Annotated in this window: 21 protein-coding genes; 14 read left to right on the top strand and 7 right to left on the bottom strand. The window is 71.4% G+C overall.

What is annotated here, in order from left to right:
* Positions 1 to 44: 44 nt before the first annotated feature.
* Complete coding sequence (locus GR130_RS04835; protein WP_043264532.1) at positions 45 to 512, bottom strand: Lrp/AsnC family transcriptional regulator; 468 nt, start codon at positions 510 to 512, stop codon at positions 45 to 47.
* Positions 513 to 641: 129 nt separating this feature from the next.
* Between GR130_RS04835 and hppD the strand changes: the two genes are divergently transcribed.
* The 4 genes from hppD to GR130_RS04855 all read left to right on the top strand — a co-directional run bounded on the left by hppD (position 642) and on the right by GR130_RS04855 (position 4,512).
* Entirely contained in the window at positions 642 to 1,799 is a 1,158-nt protein-coding gene (gene hppD, locus GR130_RS04840; protein WP_159503545.1) for a 4-hydroxyphenylpyruvate dioxygenase, read from the top strand.
* Positions 1,800 to 1,877: 78 nt separating this feature from the next.
* On the top strand, positions 1,878 to 3,242 hold the full coding sequence (locus GR130_RS04845; protein ID WP_159503546.1) for an FAD-binding oxidoreductase: 1,365 nt from the start codon (positions 1,878 to 1,880) through the stop codon (positions 3,240 to 3,242).
* 113 nt (positions 3,243 to 3,355) lie between these two features.
* Entirely contained in the window at positions 3,356 to 3,886 is a 531-nt protein-coding gene (locus GR130_RS04850) for a DinB family protein (RefSeq protein WP_201304796.1), read from the top strand.
* A gap of 134 nt (positions 3,887 to 4,020) precedes the next feature.
* Complete coding sequence (locus GR130_RS04855) at positions 4,021 to 4,512, top strand: cupin domain-containing protein (RefSeq protein ID WP_159503547.1); 492 nt, start codon at positions 4,021 to 4,023, stop codon at positions 4,510 to 4,512.
* A gap of 145 nt (positions 4,513 to 4,657) precedes the next feature.
* On the opposite strand, the gene GR130_RS04860 is transcribed toward GR130_RS04855, so the two are convergent.
* Together GR130_RS04860 and GR130_RS40230 are read right to left on the bottom strand one after the other, a co-directional pair.
* Positions 4,658 to 5,068, bottom strand: a complete 411-nt coding sequence (locus GR130_RS04860; protein WP_159503548.1) for a hypothetical protein — start codon at positions 5,066 to 5,068, stop codon at positions 4,658 to 4,660.
* Complete coding sequence (locus tag GR130_RS40230; protein WP_443043576.1) at positions 5,065 to 5,391, bottom strand: hypothetical protein; 327 nt, start codon at positions 5,389 to 5,391, stop codon at positions 5,065 to 5,067. Before GR130_RS40230 ends, GR130_RS04860 begins: the two co-directional genes overlap by 4 nt.
* Positions 5,392 to 5,578: 187 nt before the next feature.
* Between GR130_RS40230 and GR130_RS04870 the strand changes: the two genes are divergently transcribed.
* The 4 genes from GR130_RS04870 to GR130_RS04880 all read left to right on the top strand — a co-directional run bounded on the left by GR130_RS04870 (position 5,579) and on the right by GR130_RS04880 (position 8,513).
* Positions 5,579 to 6,526: a helix-turn-helix domain-containing protein gene (locus GR130_RS04870; RefSeq protein ID WP_236572801.1), complete on the top strand. Its 948-nt coding sequence runs from the start codon at positions 5,579 to 5,581 to the stop codon at positions 6,524 to 6,526.
* Entirely contained in the window at positions 6,483 to 6,620 is a 138-nt protein-coding gene (locus tag GR130_RS40235) for a DUF397 domain-containing protein (RefSeq protein ID WP_236573910.1), read from the top strand. Before GR130_RS04870 ends, GR130_RS40235 begins: the two co-directional genes overlap by 44 nt.
* Positions 6,621 to 6,660: 40 nt before the next feature.
* Positions 6,661 to 6,954, top strand: a complete 294-nt coding sequence (locus tag GR130_RS04875; RefSeq protein WP_159503550.1) for a ribosomal protein L7/L12 — start codon at positions 6,661 to 6,663, stop codon at positions 6,952 to 6,954.
* Positions 6,955 to 7,040: 86 nt separating this feature from the next.
* Positions 7,041 to 8,513 (top strand): dihydrolipoyl dehydrogenase family protein, encoded by a 1,473-nt coding sequence (locus tag GR130_RS04880; protein ID WP_159503551.1) that lies wholly within the window; start codon positions 7,041 to 7,043, stop codon positions 8,511 to 8,513.
* 52 nt (positions 8,514 to 8,565) lie between these two features.
* Here the strand turns inward: GR130_RS04880 and GR130_RS04885 are convergent, their stop codons facing one another.
* Positions 8,566 to 9,042: an SsgA family sporulation/cell division regulator gene (locus tag GR130_RS04885; protein ID WP_159503552.1), complete on the bottom strand. Its 477-nt coding sequence runs from the start codon at positions 9,040 to 9,042 to the stop codon at positions 8,566 to 8,568.
* 239 nt (positions 9,043 to 9,281) lie between these two features.
* Here GR130_RS04885 and GR130_RS04890 point away from each other — a divergent pair, with 239 nt between their 5' ends.
* Both GR130_RS04890 and GR130_RS04895 read left to right on the top strand, forming a co-directional pair.
* Entirely contained in the window at positions 9,282 to 10,811 is a 1,530-nt protein-coding gene (locus GR130_RS04890) for an RDD family protein (protein ID WP_159503553.1), read from the top strand.
* A gap of 90 nt (positions 10,812 to 10,901) precedes the next feature.
* Positions 10,902 to 11,681, top strand: a complete 780-nt coding sequence (locus tag GR130_RS04895) for an RDD family protein (protein WP_159503554.1) — start codon at positions 10,902 to 10,904, stop codon at positions 11,679 to 11,681.
* An 18-nt stretch (positions 11,682 to 11,699) separates the two neighbouring features.
* On the opposite strand, the gene GR130_RS04900 is transcribed toward GR130_RS04895, so the two are convergent.
* A complete protein-coding gene (locus GR130_RS04900) occupies positions 11,700 to 12,014 on the bottom strand; it encodes a hypothetical protein (protein WP_159503555.1) in 315 nt (104 codons plus the stop codon).
* A 705-nt stretch (positions 12,015 to 12,719) separates the two neighbouring features.
* Between GR130_RS04900 and GR130_RS04905 the strand changes: the two genes are divergently transcribed.
* Complete coding sequence (locus GR130_RS04905; RefSeq protein ID WP_328707589.1) at positions 12,720 to 13,070, top strand: hypothetical protein; 351 nt, start codon at positions 12,720 to 12,722, stop codon at positions 13,068 to 13,070.
* Between the two features lie 26 nt (positions 13,071 to 13,096).
* On the opposite strand, the gene GR130_RS04910 is transcribed toward GR130_RS04905, so the two are convergent.
* Positions 13,097 to 13,693, bottom strand: coding sequence for an isochorismatase family protein (locus GR130_RS04910; RefSeq protein WP_159503557.1), 597 nt, complete (start codon positions 13,691 to 13,693; stop codon positions 13,097 to 13,099).
* A gap of 172 nt (positions 13,694 to 13,865) precedes the next feature.
* Positions 13,866 to 15,194 carry a nicotinate phosphoribosyltransferase gene (locus GR130_RS04915; RefSeq protein ID WP_159503558.1) on the bottom strand — a complete coding sequence of 443 codons (1,329 nt, stop codon included), beginning with the start codon at positions 15,192 to 15,194 and terminating at the stop codon, positions 13,866 to 13,868.
* Positions 15,195 to 15,442: 248 nt separating this feature from the next.
* Between GR130_RS04915 and clpS the strand changes: the two genes are divergently transcribed.
* The 3 genes from clpS to GR130_RS04930 all read left to right on the top strand — a co-directional run bounded on the left by clpS (position 15,443) and on the right by GR130_RS04930 (position 18,153).
* Positions 15,443 to 15,796 (top strand): ATP-dependent Clp protease adapter ClpS, encoded by a 354-nt coding sequence (clpS, locus tag GR130_RS04920; protein WP_159503559.1) that lies wholly within the window; start codon positions 15,443 to 15,445, stop codon positions 15,794 to 15,796.
* Complete coding sequence (locus GR130_RS04925) at positions 15,793 to 16,389, top strand: DUF2017 domain-containing protein (RefSeq protein WP_159503560.1); 597 nt, start codon at positions 15,793 to 15,795, stop codon at positions 16,387 to 16,389. The genes clpS and GR130_RS04925 overlap by 4 nt, the downstream gene beginning before the upstream one ends.
* 333 nt (positions 16,390 to 16,722) lie before the next feature.
* Entirely contained in the window at positions 16,723 to 18,153 is a 1,431-nt protein-coding gene (locus GR130_RS04930) for an amino acid permease (protein WP_159503561.1), read from the top strand.
* Positions 18,154 to 18,203: the final 50 nt, after the last annotated feature.

The raw sequence follows: 18,203 nt of genomic DNA on the forward strand, positions 1-18,203 counted from the left end.
TCGCCTCCTCGGTCGCTCGCCCGGTCCGGCCCGCCCGCCGCCGGTCAGTCCCCCGCGGCCTGCTGCACCAGCGGGATGATCCGCAGCGGAACGGGATTTTCCATCACAATCGCCGTCGAAGCCCGCACGATGCCATCAAAGCCCACAACCCGGTCGATCACCCGCTGCAGATCGGCGTTCGACCGCGCGACGAGCCTGCACAACATGTCCCCGTGTCCCGTCGTTGTATGCAGCTCCAGCACTTCCGGCACGGTCGCCAAGTGCGCCCGGATGGCACTGCCCTGGCCCTGCTTGATCTCCAGCGTCGCGAACGCGGTCACCGGATAGCCCAGCGCCGCCGGGTCCACGTCCGGCCCGAAGCCCCTGATCACTCCATTCGACTGAAGGCGGTCCAGCCGCGCCTGCACCGTCCCGCGGGCCACCCCCAGCCGCCGGGACGCCTCCAGGACGCCGATCCGCGGCTCCCGGGCCAGCAGCTCCAGCAGGGCCCCGTCCAAATGATCGATCGCCATGGCCGCAGCCTCCGATTTCGATGGTCATGATGTACAGAACGCCCGGTGTCACCACCAGTCTGCTATACAGAATGCCCAGCGGATACACAAACTATTGCGCACCTTGCGGATCGGCGGGACTCTGCGGCCATGGCAGACACCACGATGCACACCCAGCCCATCACCCCCCGCACGGCCCGGCAGGCGGACCCCTTCCCGGTCAAGGGGATGGACGCGGTCGTCTTCGCCGTCGGCAACGCCAAGCAGGCCGCGCACTACTACTCCACCGCCTTCGGCATGAAGCGCGTCGCCTACCGCGGACCGGAGAACGGCAGCCGGGAGACGGCCAGTTACGTGCTCGAATCCGGCGGCGCCCGGTTCGTGTTCACCTCCGTCGTCAAGCCCACCACCGACTGGGGCCGCTTCCTCGCCGACCATGTGGCGGCGCACGGCGACGGCGTCGTCGACCTCGCCATCGAGGTGCCGGACGCCCGCGCCGCGTACGCCTACGCCGTCGAGCACGGCGCGACGGGCCTTACGGAGCCGTACGAGACCACGGACGAGCACGGCACCGTCGTCCGGGCCGCCATCGCCACCTACGGCCAGACCCGGCACACCCTTGTCGAGCGCTCCGGCTACGACGGCCCGTACCTGCCGGGCTATGTGGCGGCCGCCCCGATCGTCGCCGCTCCGGCGAAGCGCTTCTTCCAGGCCATCGACCACTGCGTCGGCAACGTCGAACTCGGCCGGATGAACGAGTGGGTCGCCTTTTACAACAAGGTCATGGGCTTCACCAATATGAAGGAGTTCGTCGGCGACGACATCGCCACCGAGTACTCCGCCCTGATGTCCAAGGTCGTCGCGGACGGCACCAAGAAGGTCAAGTTCCCGATCAACGAGCCGGCCATCGCCAAGAAGAAGTCGCAGATCGACGAGTACCTGGAGTTCTACGGCGGCCCCGGCGTCCAGCACATCGCACTGGCCACCAACGACATCGTCGCGACGGTCCGTCAGATGCGCGCGGCGGGCGTGGAGTTCCTCGACGTCCCCGACTCGTACTACGACACCCTCGGCGAGTGGGTCGGCGACACCCGCGTCCCCCTCGACGAGCTGCGCGAGCTGAGGATCCTCGCCGACCGCGACGAGGACGGCTACCTGCTGCAGATCTTCACCAAGCCGGTCCAGGACCGCCCGACCGTCTTCTTCGAGATGATCGAGCGGCACGGCTCCCTCGGCTTCGGCAAGGGCAACTTCAAGGCCCTCTTCGAGGCCATCGAGCGCGAGCAGGACCGGCGCGGCAACCTCTGATCACCGCTGTTGATCACCGCCATCCGGTGGGCCGTACACGATCTTCCGTGTACGGCCCACGGGTGCGAAGGTGAAGCCATGGACCTCATCGAACGACTGCGCGCCGGTCTCCCCGACGGAGCCCTGCTCACCGACCCCGACGTCACCGGCTCCTACGCCCGGGACACGGCCAACTTCTGCGCGGCCGGCACCCCCGCCGCCGTCGTCCTGCCGCGCACCGTCGAACAGGTCCAGCACGTGATGCGCACCGCGACCGCGCTGCGCGTCCCGGTCGTCCCCCAGGGCGCCCGCACCGGTGTCTCCGGCGCCGCCAACGCCACCGACGGCTGCATCGTCCTCTCGCTGGTCAAGATGGACCGCATCCTGGAGATCAACCCCGTCGACCGGATAGCGGTCGTCGAGCCCGGCGTGATCAACGCCGTCCTCTCCCGCGCCGTGGCCGAGCACGGCCTGTACTACCCGCCGGACCCCTCCAGCTGGGAGACGTGCACCATCGGCGGCAACATCGGCACCGCGGCGGGCGGCCTGTGCTGCGTGAAGTACGGGGTCACCGCCGAGTACGTCCTCGGCCTGGACGTCGTCCTCGCCGACGGCCGGCTGATCACCACCGGCCGCCGCACCGCCAAGGGCGTCGCCGGCTACGACCTCACCCGCCTCTTCGTCGGCTCCGAGGGCAGCCTCGGCGTCGTCGTCCGCGCCACCCTGGCCCTGAAGCCCACCCCGCCCCAACAACTCGCCCTGGTCGCCGAGTTCGCCTCCGTGTCCGCCGCCGGCGAGGCGGTCTGCGCCATCATGGCCGGCGGCCACACCCCCTCCCTCCTGGAGCTGATGGACCGCACCAGCATCCGCGCGGTCAACGCCATGGCGCAGATGGGGCTGCCGGAGACCACCGAGGTGCTGCTGCTGGCCGCCTTCGACACCCCCGACCCGGCCGCCGACCTCGCCGCCGTCGGCGCCCTGTGCGAGGCGGCCGGCGCCACCCAGGTCGTCCCCGCCGAGGGCGCCGCCGAGTCCGAACTCCTCCTCCAGGCACGGCGGCTGGCCTTCCCCGCCCTGGAGCGCATCAGGCCCGCCATGCTCATCGACGACGTCTGCGTACCGCGCTCCCGGCTCGCCGCCATGCTCGACGGCACCACCGCCATCGCCGAGAAGTACGACCTGACCATCGGCGTCTGCGCCCACGCCGGCGACGGCAACACCCACCCCCTGGTCTGCTTCGACCCCGCCGACCCCGACGAGGAACGGCGCGCCCGCGAGTCCTTCGACGAGATCATGGCCCTCGGCCTCCGCCTGGGCGGCACCATCACCGGCGAACACGGCGTGGGCGTCCTCAAGAAGGACTGGCTCGCCCGCGAACTGGGCCCCGACGGCATCGCGTTGCACCGCGGCATCAAGCAGGTCTTCGACCCGCTGGGCATCCTGAACCCGGGGAAGATGTTCTAGCGGCTCGCTCGCACCGTTGCCCCGCTCGCATCGTCGACCGGTGGTCGAGGGCGGGTCCGTTTTGCGGTGAGGTGGGTGGCCTGCCCGCAGGGCCCCGCTTAACATCACCTTCCATGACTGCTGAAGCCGAGCCCCCGGCGGAACCCGATGTCACGCTCACCAGCCCGGCCGAGTTGCTGGCGGGCTATCTGGATTTCTACCGTGACGCCGCGCTGCGCAAGCTGGACGGCATGACCGACAAGGAACTGCGGGACAGCCGGCTGCCGTCCGGCTGGGCACCGCTGGAGCTGCTGAAGCATCTGGCCTATGTGGAGCTGCGCTGGCTCCAGTGGGGCTTCGCCGGCCAGAAGGTCGAACAGCCGTGGGGCGACATGGAAGCCCGTGGCGGCAGATGGCGTGTCGAGGCGGGTGAGACCGCCGAGGACGTGACGGCGTTCTTCCGCGCCCAGTGCGAGCGGTCCCGCGCGATCGTCGCCGGCGCGCGACTGGAGGACCGGATGGCCACTCTCGGGGGCCGGGTCCCGCCCGAGGAGGAGCGGCCGACGCTGATCTGGGTGCTGTTCCATCTGCTCCAGGAGTACGCACGGCACGTCGGGCACCTCGACATCGCGCGGGAGCTCGCCGACGGCGTCACCGGCGAGTAGCCGGAGCGGGAGGCGGTGTCCCAAGTGGGCGGGTCCCCCGGCGGCACGCCGGTCCGCCGATGTCAGGGGATGCCGTTGATCACCCTCGGTGGCTCTCCCGGCCGTCCGGTACCGCCCTGGGCCACAATGCCCCCATGGCCGATGATCAGTCCCGAGATCCCGCCCGCCCGCTGCTGCGCCGCCCCCGGGACGGTGAACTCATAGACGTCGCCGGTGTCGCGCACTTCTTCCGGTTGACCGGCGAGCACACGGGCGGGCACTTCGCCTTCGAGGAGTTCAGTCTCGCCCCTGGAGTGATCGGTGCCAGACCGCACGTGCACGAGGGACACGACGAGTACTTCTACGTCCTCGAAGGCGAGTTGACGCTCCACACCGGGGACGGCGAGGTGACGGCCGGCCCCGGAGACCTGCTCGCCGCGACCCGTGGGACCCCGCACGGCTTCCGCAATGCGGGCTCGGTCCTCGCACGCGCCCTGTGCCTCTACACTCCCGCCGGCTACGAGAACTACTTCCGTGACGTCCATGCCGCGGTGAGCGCCGGGGCCGAAGCGACCGATGAGCTGCTGGCCGAATTCCGCAGCCGCTACCGGACCAGTTCCTACCAGGTTCCCCTGGACAAGCCGTAGTCCGACGGGGCGGTCGGCTGCTGTGGCGCCCCTCACCGCCCGGAGGCGGCACCCCGCATACGAGGGCGGACGGGGCGGGACGGGGTCGGCACGCGGCTGCCGTGCCGTCGCCGCGCTGTTTCCCGTCGGGGGGCGCCACACCGGTTCACCGAGTGGCCGGTGCACCGGGGTTCGGGATGGCGCGCGGCATGTCGCCGCCGTCCGCGTCGCCGTCGATCCGGTCGTCGTCCTCGCGGCCGTCGTCCTCGTCCTCGTCCTCGCCGTCGGCTACCGGCAGCCGCGCGCCGCGGCTCTCCGCGACCCGGTGCACGGTGTGCAGCGACTCGGTCAACTCGACGGCCAGCAGGTGCAGTTCACCGGACGTCCAGGCCCGCCCGTGCAGAACCTTCCGCGCTTCCGCGATGAGTACGGCGGCCGAGCCGAGCTGCTCCCTCTCCACCCGGTCGGCGAGGCGGGAGACGTACCCGGTCCCGTCGCCGGGGAGGAGGATGCACGGCTTACCGTCCGGACTCGCCCAGGGGAGCAGCCGCGCCGTGTCGTTGGTGTGGCCCGTCATGCGGCGTATACCTCCGCTCCGGGGGTGTGGCGTAGTTCGATGTCGACACCGTGCACGGCCAGCCACAGGGCGCGGCGCCGCCCGCGCCGCAACCGCCGTTCCCGGCGCTCCTTCTCGGTGAGGATGTACGGCCGGAGGAGGGGGCTCTCCGCGCTCCGCAGAAGTACGGGCGGATGGAAGGCCACAGTGGGCAGCGCGCGTGCCGTCGGTGCGCCCTTGCGGTGCGCGGCGCGGGGCGGCGGGGTGGGAGCCCGGTGCCGCCCGGAGGCCGGAAGTAACAGCCACAGCAGCGGCAGGAGCAGGATCGAGATACGGTGCATCACGTTGTCAACTCCGTTGAAGTTGATGGCCACGCCCCCGGACCGGTCGCACGGTCGCGGGGGTCTTCTGCGAATGGCGGATGGCTCCGCCCTGCGCCCGTTACGTTGGGTAGGTACAGCGTTGCTCTGCGGAGTACCCCGGGGCAATGCCCGACGCGTGCCACTCATCGACTGTCACAAAGGGGGAGGCGTGAGCCGACGCAACGCCACAGGGGGAACGGCAGCCACCAACGCCGCCGTGTTCGGGGAGGTGTTGAAGCACTTCAGGGAGGCGGCGGGCCTCACCCAGGAGGAACTGGCGAGGAAGATTCCGTGTGACCGGTCCCAGGTGGCGAGGGTCGAGCGGGGTACGCGGGTCCCGCACGAGACCTCCGCCGAGAAGTGCGATGAACTGCTGGGCACGGGTGGGGTGTTGAAGAAGCTGTGGGGGCGGATCGACTGGTATCCGGAGGTCACGCACCCTGATTGGTTCAAGCGCCGGGCTGAGATGGACGCTGTGGCGGTGGCGCTACGGGAGTACCAAGAGCGGGTCATCCCAGGTTTGTTGCAGACGCCGGAATACGCGCATGCGCTGTTCAGTCGTCGTCCTACGAGTGCGGATGAGGTCGAGGAGCGTGTCCGAGCCCGACTGAGCCGACAGCAGCGGTTCTTTGCAGACGACGGTCCGCTGTACGTCGCTGTCCTGGACGAGAGTTGCCTACGCAACGGGGTAGGGAGTCCGGAGATCATGCGTGACCAGTGCGCCCATCTGCTGAGCATCGGCCAACGCCCCAACATCCGTATCCAGGTGGCCTCAGCGGGCGTCATCGGACTTGTCAGGCCCAGGGGTTCGATGTCGTTGATCGAGCTGCCCGACGGACGCCGGTGGGTCTACTCGGAGTCCCTCGACAGTGGCCATTTCAACGACGATCCGGCCGTCTACGCCCGCCACGTCCAGACCTATGATGTGCTCAGGGCGGACGCTCCGTCAGCCCGCGAGTCCGCCGCTCTGATCAGCGACGTGATGGAAGGGTACGGGCATCATGGACAGGCACGAACTCAGCGCGGCGACCTGGACCAAGAGCAGCTACAGCGACGACAACGGCGGCAACTGCATCGAGGTAGCCCCCGGTTTCCCCGGCGTCGTCCCCGTCCGTGACTCGAAGGATCCGGGCGGTCCCGTGCTGGTGGTTCCGGTGGCCGGCTGGTCGTCCTTCGTTGCCGCCGTAAAGGCGGGGGAGCTGACCGCCTGAGGTCAACTGCGTGGCCGTTCCGGCCCATAAGATTCTCGTCATGGACACCACCTTCACCTCCATAGCCATCTTCATTCTCGCCGCCGCCGTGATCGGCTCCACCGTTACCCCCAGTCGTAACAAGCCGCTGGAGCAGCGCCTCGCGCGGCTGGAGGCGAAGGTGGACCTCCTGCTCGCCCAGGCCGGTGTGGAGCAGCCTCAGGACCCCCGTATGGCGCAGCTCGACGAGCTGCTGGCGGAGGGCAAGCAGATCCAGGCGATCAAGGTGTACCGGGAGATCACCGGCGCCGGGCTCGCCGAGGCGAAGGAAGCGATCGACCGCCGGATGCGCTGAGCGCGCCGTGGGCAGAGGATGGCGGGACAGGGTTTCGGGGCAGCGCGCCCCGGCCCACCTCATGCCCAGCAGGGGAGCGAGCGCCGATGGCAGCGAGCGAAGCGACGGGGCCGGACCGGGCCGTCGGGACCGATGACGAGTGCTACGACGTGATCGTGCTGGGCGGCGGGCCCACCGGCGAGAACGTCGCCGACCGGGTGCACGCCGCCGGGCTGAGCGCGGTCCTCGTGGAGAGCGAACTGGTCGGCGGCGAATGCTCCTACTGGGCCTGCATGCCCAGCAAGGCACTGCTCCGCCCGGTCACCGCCCGCTCCGAGGCGCGCCGGGTCCCCGGCCTGGACGAGGCGGTCGGCGGGCCGCTGGACCCGCCCGCGGTGCTCGCCCACCGCGACGCGTACGCCTCGTACTGGAAGGACGACGGGCAGGTGCGCTGGCTGGACTCGGTCGGCGTCGACCTCGTCCGCGGCCACGGACGGCTGGCCGGGCCGCGCCGGGTGACCGTCGACGGCGGGCGGACGCTCACGGCCCGGCACGCGGTCGCGGTGTGCACCGGCAGCCGCCCGCTGCTGCCCGGTATCCCCGGTCTGGCCGAGGCGAAGCCCTGGGTCAGCCGCGACGCCACCAGCGCGCAGAGCGTCCCGGGCCGGCTGGTGATCGTCGGCGGCGGAGTGGTCGGCGTCGAGATGGCGACCGCCTGGCGGGCGCTCGGATCCTCCGTGACGCTGCTGGTCCGCGGTGACGGGCTGCTGCCCCGCATGGAGCCGTTCGCCGGGCACCTGGTCGCCGAATCGCTGGCCGAGGCGGGGGTGTTCCTCCGTACGGGAGTCGAGGTGCGCGAGGTCCGGCGGGAGGCGCCGGGCGGGCCGGTCACCGTCGTCCTGGACGGCGGGGAGGAGGCCGAGATCGTCGCCGACGAGCTGCTGATCGCCACGGGCCGGGCCCCGCGCACCGACGACCTGGGGCTGGAGACCGTCGGACTGGCGCCCGGCAGCTGGCTGGACGTCGACGACAGCTGCCGGGTCAAGGCGGTCGGCGACGGCTGGCTCTACGGCGTCGGCGACGTCAACCACCGCGCTCTGCTCACTCATCAGGGCAAGTACCAGGCCCGGATCGCCGGCGCCGCGATCGCCGCGCGCGCCCGCGGCGTCCCCCTCCTGGAGACCGACCGCTGGGGCGCGCACTCCGCCACCGCCGACACCGACGCCGTCCCGCAGGTCGTCTTCAGCGACCCCGAGGCCGCCGCGGTGGGCATGAGCGCCGCCGAGGCGGAACGCGCCGGGTACCGCATCCGCGTCGTCGACCAGGACCTCGGCGCGGTGGCCGGCGCGTCCCTGTACGCCGAGGGGTACCGCGGCCGGGCCCGGATGGTCGTCGACCTGAGCCGCGAGGTGCTGCTCGGGGCCACCTTCGTCGGGCCCGGCGTCGGTGAACTGCTGCACTCCGCCACCATCGCGGTCGCCGGGGAGGTCCCCATCGAACGCCTCTGGCACGCGGTGCCCGCCTACCCGACGATCAGCGAGGTGTGGCTGCGCCTGCTGGAGGCGTACCGCGGCGACTGAACGGGGGCGTAAGGCGCGTGAACGGGGGCGTAAGGCGCGGACCGGCACCTCCTCACGCCCCCGGCTCCGGGGACTCGTCCGACGGCCACGGTGTGTCCGGCCGGGCGTCGTCCCGGGAGGCCAGCGCGAGCAGTTCGCTCAGCCCTTCGTCGATGCCCAGGTGTGCGTGCTCGGAGCCCGGCGGCACGATCCGCAGGGTGCGCTCCAGCCACGCCGAGACCGCCGCGGCCGGCGCCTCCAGCAGCGCGTCGCCGTCCGGCGAGGCCAGCGCCATGCAGACCAGGCTGCGGCCGTCCAGCTTCGTCGGCCAGACCCGTACGTCGCCCTCGCCGGACGGCCGGAAGACGCCCTCGACGAGCAGTTCGCGGGCGAACGTCCAGTTGACGGGCGAGTCCGAGCCGACATGGAAGGTGACGTGGACGGCATAGGGGTCGTCCGTCCGGTAGGTCAGCCGCGCGGGTACCGGAATGGTCCGCTCCGGCGACAGCACCATTCCCAGTTCCAGTTCTCGTTCCACCACGGTGTGCATGGGTTCCGCCTCTCTCCAACTCCCTGTGCGCGACCCGTGAGCGGGCCCGCCACAGGAGAGAGGCGGTGGGCGCCGGACCCTTACACGACTTCGTACAACTTTTTTCCGGGGTCTCTTCCAGGTGGTCGGACAGGGCACGAGCACCCGTGCGACCCGGGGTCTGATAGATGTGGACGCCGCGTTGCGGCAGACTGCACCCCGACACCCACCAGGCCGAGAACAGATACGGGACTTCGGACATGAGCGCCCCTACCTCAGGATCCGCCGGCGGCAGCCCCACGCCAGGCTTCTACCCGGACCCGTCCATCCCCGGCTACATCCGGTACTGGAACGGTGCCGCATGGGTGCCGGGCACCAGCCGCCCCGCCCCCGTCGACGGCGAGGCGATGCCCGCACCGCCGCCCGGCATGACCCCGGCCTCCGTCGAGGAGACCGGCCCGGTCTTCCTGGACGAGGCGGACCCGGCGAGCGGCGCCGCGACCCCGGTGGTGCGCCCCCGCGGCGAGGTCGAGGCCCCCGGCGCCGCCTGGGACGAACCGGCCCGGCTGCACGGCTCCGGCCCGGAACCGGCCGCCTCCTGGCACGCCGACGCCTCCCGGCAGAGCGGCTTCGGCGAGGACGGCCGGGTCTCCTGGGGCTCGCCCGACCAGGCCCCGGCCGGGACGCCGTCCGGCGGCGCCTCCTGGGGCACCCTCCCGCCGCAGCGCGGGTCCGACACCGGCGAGGGCGCGTCCGGTGACGGCCCCGGCACCCCGCCGTCCGCCGACCCGGCCCCGGACGCCCCGCGCGCACCCGACGCCCCCGCCGACGGGACGGTCGCCATCCGCGCCGTCAACCCGGGGGCCCGCCCCCGCTCCGGCGACCAGGGCACCACCGCCATCCGCGCGGTGCGGCCCGGCGGCGGCAAGCCGTCCGGCGACCAGGGCACCACCGCGTTCCGCGCCGTACGGCCGGACGCCGGCGGCAAGCCCGCCCCCAAGAGCGAGACGATGGCCTTCCGGCTCCCGTCCAACGGCCGGTCCAACTCCGCCCCGCCCGGCGGCGGTACGCCCCAGTCCCTGCCGTCCGTCGGTACCCCCGACCGGACCCCGGCCCAGCAGCCGCCCGCCCAGCAGCCGCCCGCCCAGCAGTCCCCGGCGGCGCCGTCCCCCGGCTTCCCGCCGCAGGGCGGTGCCGGTGCTCCGGGCGGTACCGGTGCCCCCGGCGACGACGGGGTCATCCCCTGGAAGCCGCCGACCGCCGACGTCTTCTTCGCCGCCGCGCAGGCGCAGCAGGGCCACCCGGCGCCCCTCGGCCGCCGGTTCGCGGCCCGGCTCGTCGACACCCTGGTGCTGGCGGTGCTCACCCTGGCGGTGGCGCTGCCCATGTGGTCCACGGTCACCGACCACATCGACGCCAAGGTCGAGGCGGCCAAGCAGTCCGGCCAGACGGTGACGGTGTATCTGGTCGACGGCACCACCGCCCCGGTCTTCCTCACGATCCTGGCCGTTTTCCTGATCGGCGGCGGTCTCCTGGAGATCCTGCCGACCCTCAAGTGGGGCCGCACGCTGGGCAAGAAGCTGTGCGGCGTACGGGTGTTGGACATCGAGAGCCACGACACCCCGGAGCTGGGCCAGGCGATCAAGCGCTGGTTGTCCTACGGCGTGCTCGGGGTGCTGGGCGTCGGCGTGGTCAATGTCCTCTGGTGCCTGTTCGACCAGCCGTGGCGGCAGTGCTGGCACGACAAGTTCGCCCGTACCTTCGTCGCCGACCGGCCGGGATCCGACTGACCGTCACCCTGTCACCCGGCCCGGCGGCCCGGCTCCGCCGAACGGACGTCGCCGGATGCGGCGGCCGTCCGCAGGGGGTCGACTCGGGCCATGAGTACCGACCAGCCCCGGCCCGGCCCCGGTGAACCGCCGGAGGACGAGCCGTTCCTGAAGAAGCCGTCGGAGCCCCCGGCGGGCGGCGCCCCGTCCAACGGCGCACCGCGCAACGGCTCCGCGCAGGGCGCCGGACCGGGCGGCGAGGGCGGCGCCCCACCCCCGCCCGGCACCCCGCCACCCCCGGGCGGAACCCCACCCCCCGGCGGTCCGCCCCCGGGGGGTCCGCCTCCCGGTGGCCCGCCGCCCCCGCCCGGTGGCCCCCCGCCGTCCTACGGTGGCGGCCCCTACGGCGCGGGGGAGTACGGGGCCGATCCGCTGGCCGGGATGCCGCCGCTGGCGAACCGCGGCAAGCGGCTGCTCGCCCGCATCATCGACGCGATCATCATCGGCGTACCGGTCTCCCTGATCATGAACGCGATCGTCGGCTGGGTGGACTACTTCAGCACCAACAACGTCGAGACCAGCAAGCAGGCGACGGTGTCCGGTGTGACGATGCTGGTGTACCTGGTCTACGAGGGGCTGATGCTGACGAGCCGTGGGCAGACCGTCGGCAAGATGGCGATGAAGATCCGGGTCGCGATGCTCTCCAACGGGTCGGTGCCGACCACGCAGGCCGGCTGGACCCGGGCCGCCGTCTACACCCTGCCGGAGATCGTGCCGTGCTGCGGCTTCGTCTTCTGGCTGGTCAACGTCCTGTGGTGCACCTGGGACAAGCCGTACCAGCAGTGCCTGCACGACAAGGCGGCCCGGACCGTGGTGGTGGCCACGGACTGAGCGGGCGCCGGCGCCGGGTCAGCGGGAGTGCTCGCCGACCCGGGCCCCGGCGCGCGGACGCGGCGGCGCGAAGCGCTCGGCCGGGGCCGGTACCGCCGTCAACGGGGCGGGCGCGGCGGGGGACTTGACGCGGGCGGTGTGCCGGCGGACCACCCGTGACATGCCGGGCATCGGGACCGTCATCGCGACCAGCAGCCCGAGCCCCAGCCCGGCGATGGCAATGACCGCGACCCCGATCCCGGTCTGCGTCTGGGAGAGCAGCAGCATCGCGAGGGTGGAGAGAAAGACGGTGGCCGAACCGTAGACGAGCTGGGTGGCAGTCGGACGAGGCATGGCGGAATCCGTCCTCGGAGGGTCGGCAGGGGGGTCGGCTCAAGGGCGCGCCATCGGACGAGCCTACGGTCCCTTCTGCCCGAGCGGAACGCCAGGTAAGCGTGACCTTACCCACGGGTCGGAAGCACAGGGGGCGCACGGGCTCGTTGCAGGTTTGCCCGACAAGAACCCCCCAAAGACGTCCTGCCTGTTGAGGGCGGGGGCGCATGCCCGGCGGGCATATACCTCGGCTGCCGAAGGGCCCCCGGCTCCGCCCGGATCGGGGAAAAATTTTCCGGTGCGCGGTGTCCGATATCCGTAACACGCGGGCTGGGTAAGGCGGTTGATCAAGTGGGGTGCCGTAGAGGGGAGTTGGGACCGGATGCTCCGGTTCCGCCGCCGGCGCCTCCGCGTACCGAAGCGGCATGCGGGTGGACGGCGGCGTCGGCCGGCCCCGTCGCCGGGTGGACCCTCCCCGGCGACGGGCGGATCCCTCCGCCGCCGGGCCGCCCGTTCCTGACACCGGCCCCCGGATCGTGATCGGCGGGAAGGTCGAGAGGCGGCTCGGTGATAACGCCCATATGAGCCCCGTAGGTAAATGAAAAATAAAAATCGCAGGTCAGGGCCCTACCGGCCGATACCCCCTAGCGGGCGGTGGTCGACTCACGTTTAGATGCGTCCTACAGTTCTCTTGTTGACGCCGAGTCTCACGGGGGAGATATGACGATGACCAGAGGCGGCTTCATCAGGCTTCCAGGAGGAAGCGTGGTGGTCGCCCTTTCACTGCCCAGACCGGACCACGGCCCGCTCTGCGGACCCTACGACGGCGGCTGCCGTATCCGGGTCCTGGTGCACGCCGTGAACCGCCAGCGCGCCCTGACCAGGCTGCGCAACCTCGGTCTGCGGGCGGTCTACCTGCGCGGTAACAGCGAGCCGCCGACACCGGACGAGATCACCGCCGTCCTGCACCACCCGGACGGCCTGGTCTGGCGCGAGGCGCCGGAGGACGAGACGGAGTCCTGGCACCCGATACGGGCGCTGCTGCGGCCCGCCGCCCGCCAGGCCGCGGGCGCCTGACGGGGGCTGCCCGGCCGCTCTGCCGGTCAGCCGCCGAGGACCACCGGCTTGCCGCTGAGCTCCGCGCCCGCCGCGCGGAGCTCTTCCAGCGCCCGCTCGGTGGTCCCGGCGGCCACTCCGGCCGTCAGGTCCAGCAGCACATGGGTGCGCAGCCCGGCGGCGAGCGCGTCCAGCGCGGTGGCCCGTACGCAGTGATCGGTGGCGATACCGACCACGTCCACCTCGGTGACGCCGCGCTCGCGCAGCCAGTCCGCGAGCGGGGTGCCGTTCTCGTCGGCGCCCTCGAAACCGCTGTACGCGGCCGCGTACTCACCCTTCGAGAACACCGCGTCGATCGCCCCGGAGGCGATGGCCGGGGCGAAGTTCGGGTGGAAGCCGCTGCCCTCGGTGCCCGCGACGCAGTGCGCCGGCCAGGAGTCCCGGAAGTCGGGGTGGTCGGAGAAGTGGCCGCCGGGGTCGATGTGGTGGTCGCGGGTGGCCACCACGTGGCGGTAGCAGCCGCCGGCCGCCTGGCCGATCAGATCGGTGATGGCCGCCGCGACATCCGCACCCCCCGCCACCGCGAGGCTGCCGCCCTCGCAGAAGTCGTTCTGTACGTCGACGACGATGAGTGCCCGGTGCATGGTGCGTGCCTTCCGGCTCGGATCGAGAGGCGCTGGATTTTTTGCGTGCGGAGGGGTGCGGGGGAGTGCAGAGGAGTGGTGTGACCGAGGGTAGCCACTGCGGGCGCTGTCGGGGAGGGCCCGGCGGCCCCGCGCGGGCGCGGGGCTTCCCCCGGTGCGTACGCGGAGCCGCTCAGTGGAACTCGGTGGCGAGCACCGGCTCCCCGCGCGAGAGCTGGGTCGCCGACAGCGGCAGCCCGGCGCGGGCCGCGATGTGCCGGTCCCGGGCGGCGTCCAGCGGCTCCCGGGCCACCACCTTGCCGCCGCTGACCAGCGGCACCTGGAGCTGCCGGTCGGCCAGCCCGGCCGGCACCGGACCGGTGCCGATCACCTCGGCCTCGGCCACCCCGGCCTCGTCGAGCCGGCGCGCCGCCCACTTGCGCCCGCCGACCGAGGACTTGGCGCCCATCGACTTCTTCGCCACCGGCCGCAGCGGGGCGCCCGGCTTCTCGGTGTCCGCGCGGGCCACCAGCTTGTAGACCATCGAGCAGGTCGGGTGCCCGCTGCCGGTCACCAGCTGGGTGCCGACCCCGTACGCGTCCACCGGCGCCGCGGCGAGCGAGGCGATGGCGTACTCGTCCAGGTCGCTGGTGACCACGATCCTGGTGCTGGTCGCGCCCAGCTCGTCCAGCTGCTGGCGCACCCGGTGCGCGATCAGCAGCAGGTCGCCGGAGTCGATCCGTACGGCCCCCAGGCCGGTGCCGGCCACCTCGACCGCGGCGCGCACCGCCTCGGTCACGTCGAAGGTGTCCACCAGCAGCGTGGTGCCGCTGCCGAGGGTGTCGACCTGCGCGGTGAAGGCGTCCCGCTCGCTGTCGTGCAGCAGGGTGAAGGCGTGCGCGCTGGTGCCGACCGTGGGGATGTTGTAGCGGAAGCCGGCCGCCAGGTCCGAGGTGACGTGGAAGCCGCCGACGTACGCGGCGCGGGCCGCGGCCACCGCCGACAGCTCGTGGGTGCGCCGGGCGCCCATCTCCATCAGCGGCCGGTCGCCGGCCGCCACCGCCATCCGGGAGGCCGCCGCGGCCACCGCCGAGTCGTGGTTGAGGATCGAGAGGATCACCGTCTCCAGCACGACCGCCTCGGCGAAGGTGCCCTCGACACGCATGATCGGCGAGCCGGGGAAGTAGACCTCGCCCTCCGGGTAGCCCCAGATGTCGCCGCGGAAGCGGTACTCGGCCAGCCACTTGAGCGTCTGCTCGTCGAGGATGCCGCGCTCGCGCAGGAAGCCGAGGATGGTCTCGTCGAAGCGGAAGTTCTCCACCGCGTCGAGCACCCGCCCGGTCCCCGCCACCACGCCGTAGCGGCGGCCCTCGGGGAGCCGCCGGGTGAAGACCTCGAAGACCGACCGGCGGTGGGCGCTCCCGGACCGCAACGCGGCCTGGAGCATGGTGAGTTCGTACTGGTCGGTGAAGAGCGCAGTCGACGGCACGGCCACCGGCAGTCCCAGGTCTGCTGTGTTCACTTCGGCATCCCTCGCAATTCTCTCCCTGCGCGCCGTGCCGGGCACCGGCTGCGGTCCGGCAGCCCGCGGCGGCGGCCGCAGTCGTCACAGCCCCCGGAGAGGCGGCATGGAGATGATGCTACCCCCATTACTCGTCACTCTGACGATAGTGGGGTCGCGGGCCGGACCGCGGCCGGTGCGCCGCGCCGACGCGGCCCGCACGGGGGGCATTTGTGCACCACCCGCCCCCTGGTGGCAGCATGGGCCCTGTGAGCGCCCACCCGTCACCCACGATCACTCCCCGGCCGCACCGCTGCACCCTCAGTGTTCCGGTCGAGATCGAGCGTCCCGAGTCGAGCGAGGCACCCTTCGAGGTGCCGGAGCCCGACGTCCTGTGGGTCACGATCGTTCACAACGACCCCGTGAACCTCATGAGCTACGTCTCGTACGTCTTCCAGTCGTACTTCGGCTACTCCAAGGACAAGGCGCACCAGCTGATGCTCGACGTCCATCACAAAGGCCGCGCGATCGTCTCCAGCGGCACCCGCGAGGAAATGGAGCGCGACGTGCAGGCCATGCACGGCTACGGCCTGTGGGCGACCCTCCAACAGGACCGCGCATGACCGGCCAGTTCGAGCCGCTGCCCGACGGCGGCGCCGCCGTACCGCTCGACGAGGTCGAGATCTCCATCCTGCGCAGCCTCGCCGTGCAGCTCCTGGAGCTGGTCGGCCCGGGCGCGGAGCCCGCCGACGGCGACGACAGCGACGACCTGCTGGCGTCGATCTTCAGCGACGGCCCCAGCGAGCCGCCCGCCGACCCGGTCCTGGCGCGCCTCTTCCCCGACGCGTACGGCGGTCCGGACCTGGTCCCCGACGACGATGTCCGCGCCGCCTCCGCCGAGTTCCGCCGCTACACGGAGAACGACCTGCGGGCCCGCAAGCGGGAGGACGCCCTCGCGCTGATCCGCGCGCTGGACGCGCTGGGCTCCGGGAAGGGCGGCGCCGTGCTGCGGCTGAAGCCCGAGGAGTGCCGGCAGTGGCTCGGCGGGCTCAACGACCTCCGGCTGGCCATCGGCACGCGGCTGGAGGTCACCGACGAGGACGACGGCGGCGAGCTGCTGCGGCTTCCGGACAGTGATCCGCGCAAGCCGATGGTGCTGGCCTACCTCTGGCTCGGCGGACTCCAGGAGACCCTGGTCGAAGCGCTCACCGGATGATATCCGGGAGGAAATCCGGGCGTACCACCGCGATTGCCCACCAGGTGTTCGCTCAGCGGAGCCTCAAATCCGGATAACGATCGCGTCACCGCACCCATGTGGTGTGCTGCTGCTTCCGAAGTTTGTCCGGATTTCGCTGTGACCCTGCCCACTTTCTCTCTGGGCGATCTCCGGCAGGTCGTGATAAATGTTCTCGACCTGCCGTCAGCGACGCCACCCCTGTCGCTGCGGGAGCGCTGAGCCGGCCGACCGTCGGCGTACAGGAACTCCATCCGGGGGGATCGGGACCCGATCCGGACAGACCGGGTCGGAATGGAGAAAGGCGCACCACTCATGACCTCTGTGCAGGTCGACAAGCATCACGACGGCAACGAGGCCGCTGGCAACGCCCCTGAAGAGGGCTACCAGCGGGGTCTGGGCAATCGCCAGATCCAGATGATCGCCATTGGCGGCGCCATCGGAACCGGTCTGTTCCTCGGGGCGGGCAAAGCGATCTCGAAAGCCGGACCGAGCATCATCCTGGCCTACGCCATCGTCGGCCTGGTCATCTTCTTCATCATGCGGGCGCTGGGCGAACTGCTGATGTACCGGCCGGTCTCCGGTTCGTTCTCCGAATACGGCCGGGAATTCCTCGGCCCCTTCATCGGCTTCGTGACCGGCTGGACGTACTGGCTCTTCTGGGTCGTCACCGGCATCACGGAAGTGACCGCCGCGGCCACCTATGTCCAGTACTGGGACAAGGGCATACCGCAGTGGGTGTCGGCGCTGGTCTTCACCGTCGCGCTCTTCGGCATCAACCTCATCTCGGTCAAGATCTTCGGTGAACTGGAATTCTGGTTCTCGATGGTCAAGGTCACCGCGATCATCGGCATGATCCTGATCGGCCTCGGCGTCATCACCCTCGGCTTCTCCAAGGCCGGCGACACCGCGTCGTTCAGTCTCCTGTGGAGCCACGGCGGCTTCTTCCCCAAGGGCATCGGCGGCACGCTGATGACGCTCCAGATCGTGATGTTCGCCTTCCTCGCCGTCGAACTCGTCGGCGTCACCGCGGGCGAGGCGAACGAGCCGAAGAAGGTGCTCCCCAGGGCCATCAACACCGTGCCGTGGCGGATCGGCCTCTTCTACATCGGCGCACTCATCATCATCCTGTCCGTCGTCAGCTGGACGGCCTTCAAGCCGGGCGTCAGCCCGTTCGTCGCCGCCTTCCAGCAGATCGGCCTGCCGGCCGGCGCGGGCATCGTCAACTTCGTCGTGCTGACCGCGGCACTGTCCTCGGCCAACTCCGGTATGTACTCCACCGGCCGGATGCTGCGCGACCTGGCGCTCAACGGCCAGGGCCCCAAGATCTTCACCCGGCTCAGCAAGACCGGCCTGCCCACCTGGGGCACCGGCATCTCGGTCGCGCTGATGCTGTTCGGCGTCTACATCAACTACCAGTGGCCCGGCGACGCGTTCAACTACGTCGTCTCCTTCGCCACCATCTCCGGTATGTGGGCGTGGATCGTCATCCTGCTCTCGCAGCTGCGCTACCGGGCCAAGGCGAACCGCGGTGAACTGCCGCAGTCCGAGTTCAAGGCCCCCGGCGCCCCCTACACCTCGATCTTCGCGCTGGCCTTCATCGGCATGGTGATCGTGATGATGGGCATCGACCCGGACGCCCGGATCTCGCTCTACGCGGCTCCCCTGTGGGCGGTCATCATGGGCGTGGGCTACCTCGCCATCAAGCGCCGCGGCGCCGCCGAGGTGGGGGCCTCCGAGAAGTAACCCCGCGGCCGGGCCGGGCCCGCACCGCCCGCCTGTCCAGCATTCGGGCC

It is taken from the genome of Streptomyces sp. GS7, from assembly GCF_009834125.1.
Lineage (GTDB): Bacteria > Actinomycetota > Actinomycetes > Streptomycetales > Streptomycetaceae > Streptomyces.

Excerpts from the sequence above, each read along its gene's own strand:
- GR130_RS04930 (WP_159503561.1), top strand. The coding sequence starts at position 16,723 with ATGACCTCTGTGCAGGTCGACAAGCATCACGACGGCAACGAGGCCGCT.
- GR130_RS04875 (WP_159503550.1), top strand. The coding sequence starts at position 6,661 with ATGGACACCACCTTCACCTCCATAGCCATCTTCATTCTCGCCGCCGCC.
- GR130_RS04880 (WP_159503551.1), top strand. The coding sequence starts at position 7,041 with ATGGCAGCGAGCGAAGCGACGGGGCCGGACCGGGCCGTCGGGACCGAT.
- GR130_RS04860 (WP_159503548.1), bottom strand. The coding sequence starts at position 5,068 with ATGACGGGCCACACCAACGACACGGCGCGGCTGCTCCCCTGGGCGAGT.
- hppD (WP_159503545.1), top strand. The coding sequence starts at position 642 with ATGGCAGACACCACGATGCACACCCAGCCCATCACCCCCCGCACGGCC.
- GR130_RS04845 (WP_159503546.1), top strand. The coding sequence starts at position 1,878 with ATGGACCTCATCGAACGACTGCGCGCCGGTCTCCCCGACGGAGCCCTG.
- GR130_RS04925 (WP_159503560.1), top strand. The coding sequence starts at position 15,793 with ATGACCGGCCAGTTCGAGCCGCTGCCCGACGGCGGCGCCGCCGTACCG.
- GR130_RS04900 (WP_159503555.1), bottom strand. The coding sequence starts at position 12,014 with ATGCCTCGTCCGACTGCCACCCAGCTCGTCTACGGTTCGGCCACCGTC.
- GR130_RS04895 (WP_159503554.1), top strand. The coding sequence starts at position 10,902 with ATGAGTACCGACCAGCCCCGGCCCGGCCCCGGTGAACCGCCGGAGGAC.
- GR130_RS04855 (WP_159503547.1), top strand. The coding sequence starts at position 4,021 with ATGGCCGATGATCAGTCCCGAGATCCCGCCCGCCCGCTGCTGCGCCGC.
- GR130_RS04910 (WP_159503557.1), bottom strand. The coding sequence starts at position 13,693 with ATGCACCGGGCACTCATCGTCGTCGACGTACAGAACGACTTCTGCGAG.
- GR130_RS04890 (WP_159503553.1), top strand. The coding sequence starts at position 9,282 with ATGAGCGCCCCTACCTCAGGATCCGCCGGCGGCAGCCCCACGCCAGGC.
- GR130_RS04850 (WP_201304796.1), top strand. The coding sequence starts at position 3,356 with ATGACTGCTGAAGCCGAGCCCCCGGCGGAACCCGATGTCACGCTCACC.
- GR130_RS04885 (WP_159503552.1), bottom strand. The coding sequence starts at position 9,042 with ATGCACACCGTGGTGGAACGAGAACTGGAACTGGGAATGGTGCTGTCG.
- GR130_RS04835 (WP_043264532.1), bottom strand. The coding sequence starts at position 512 with ATGGCGATCGATCATTTGGACGGGGCCCTGCTGGAGCTGCTGGCCCGG.
- GR130_RS04905 (WP_328707589.1), top strand. The coding sequence starts at position 12,720 with ATGACCAGAGGCGGCTTCATCAGGCTTCCAGGAGGAAGCGTGGTGGTC.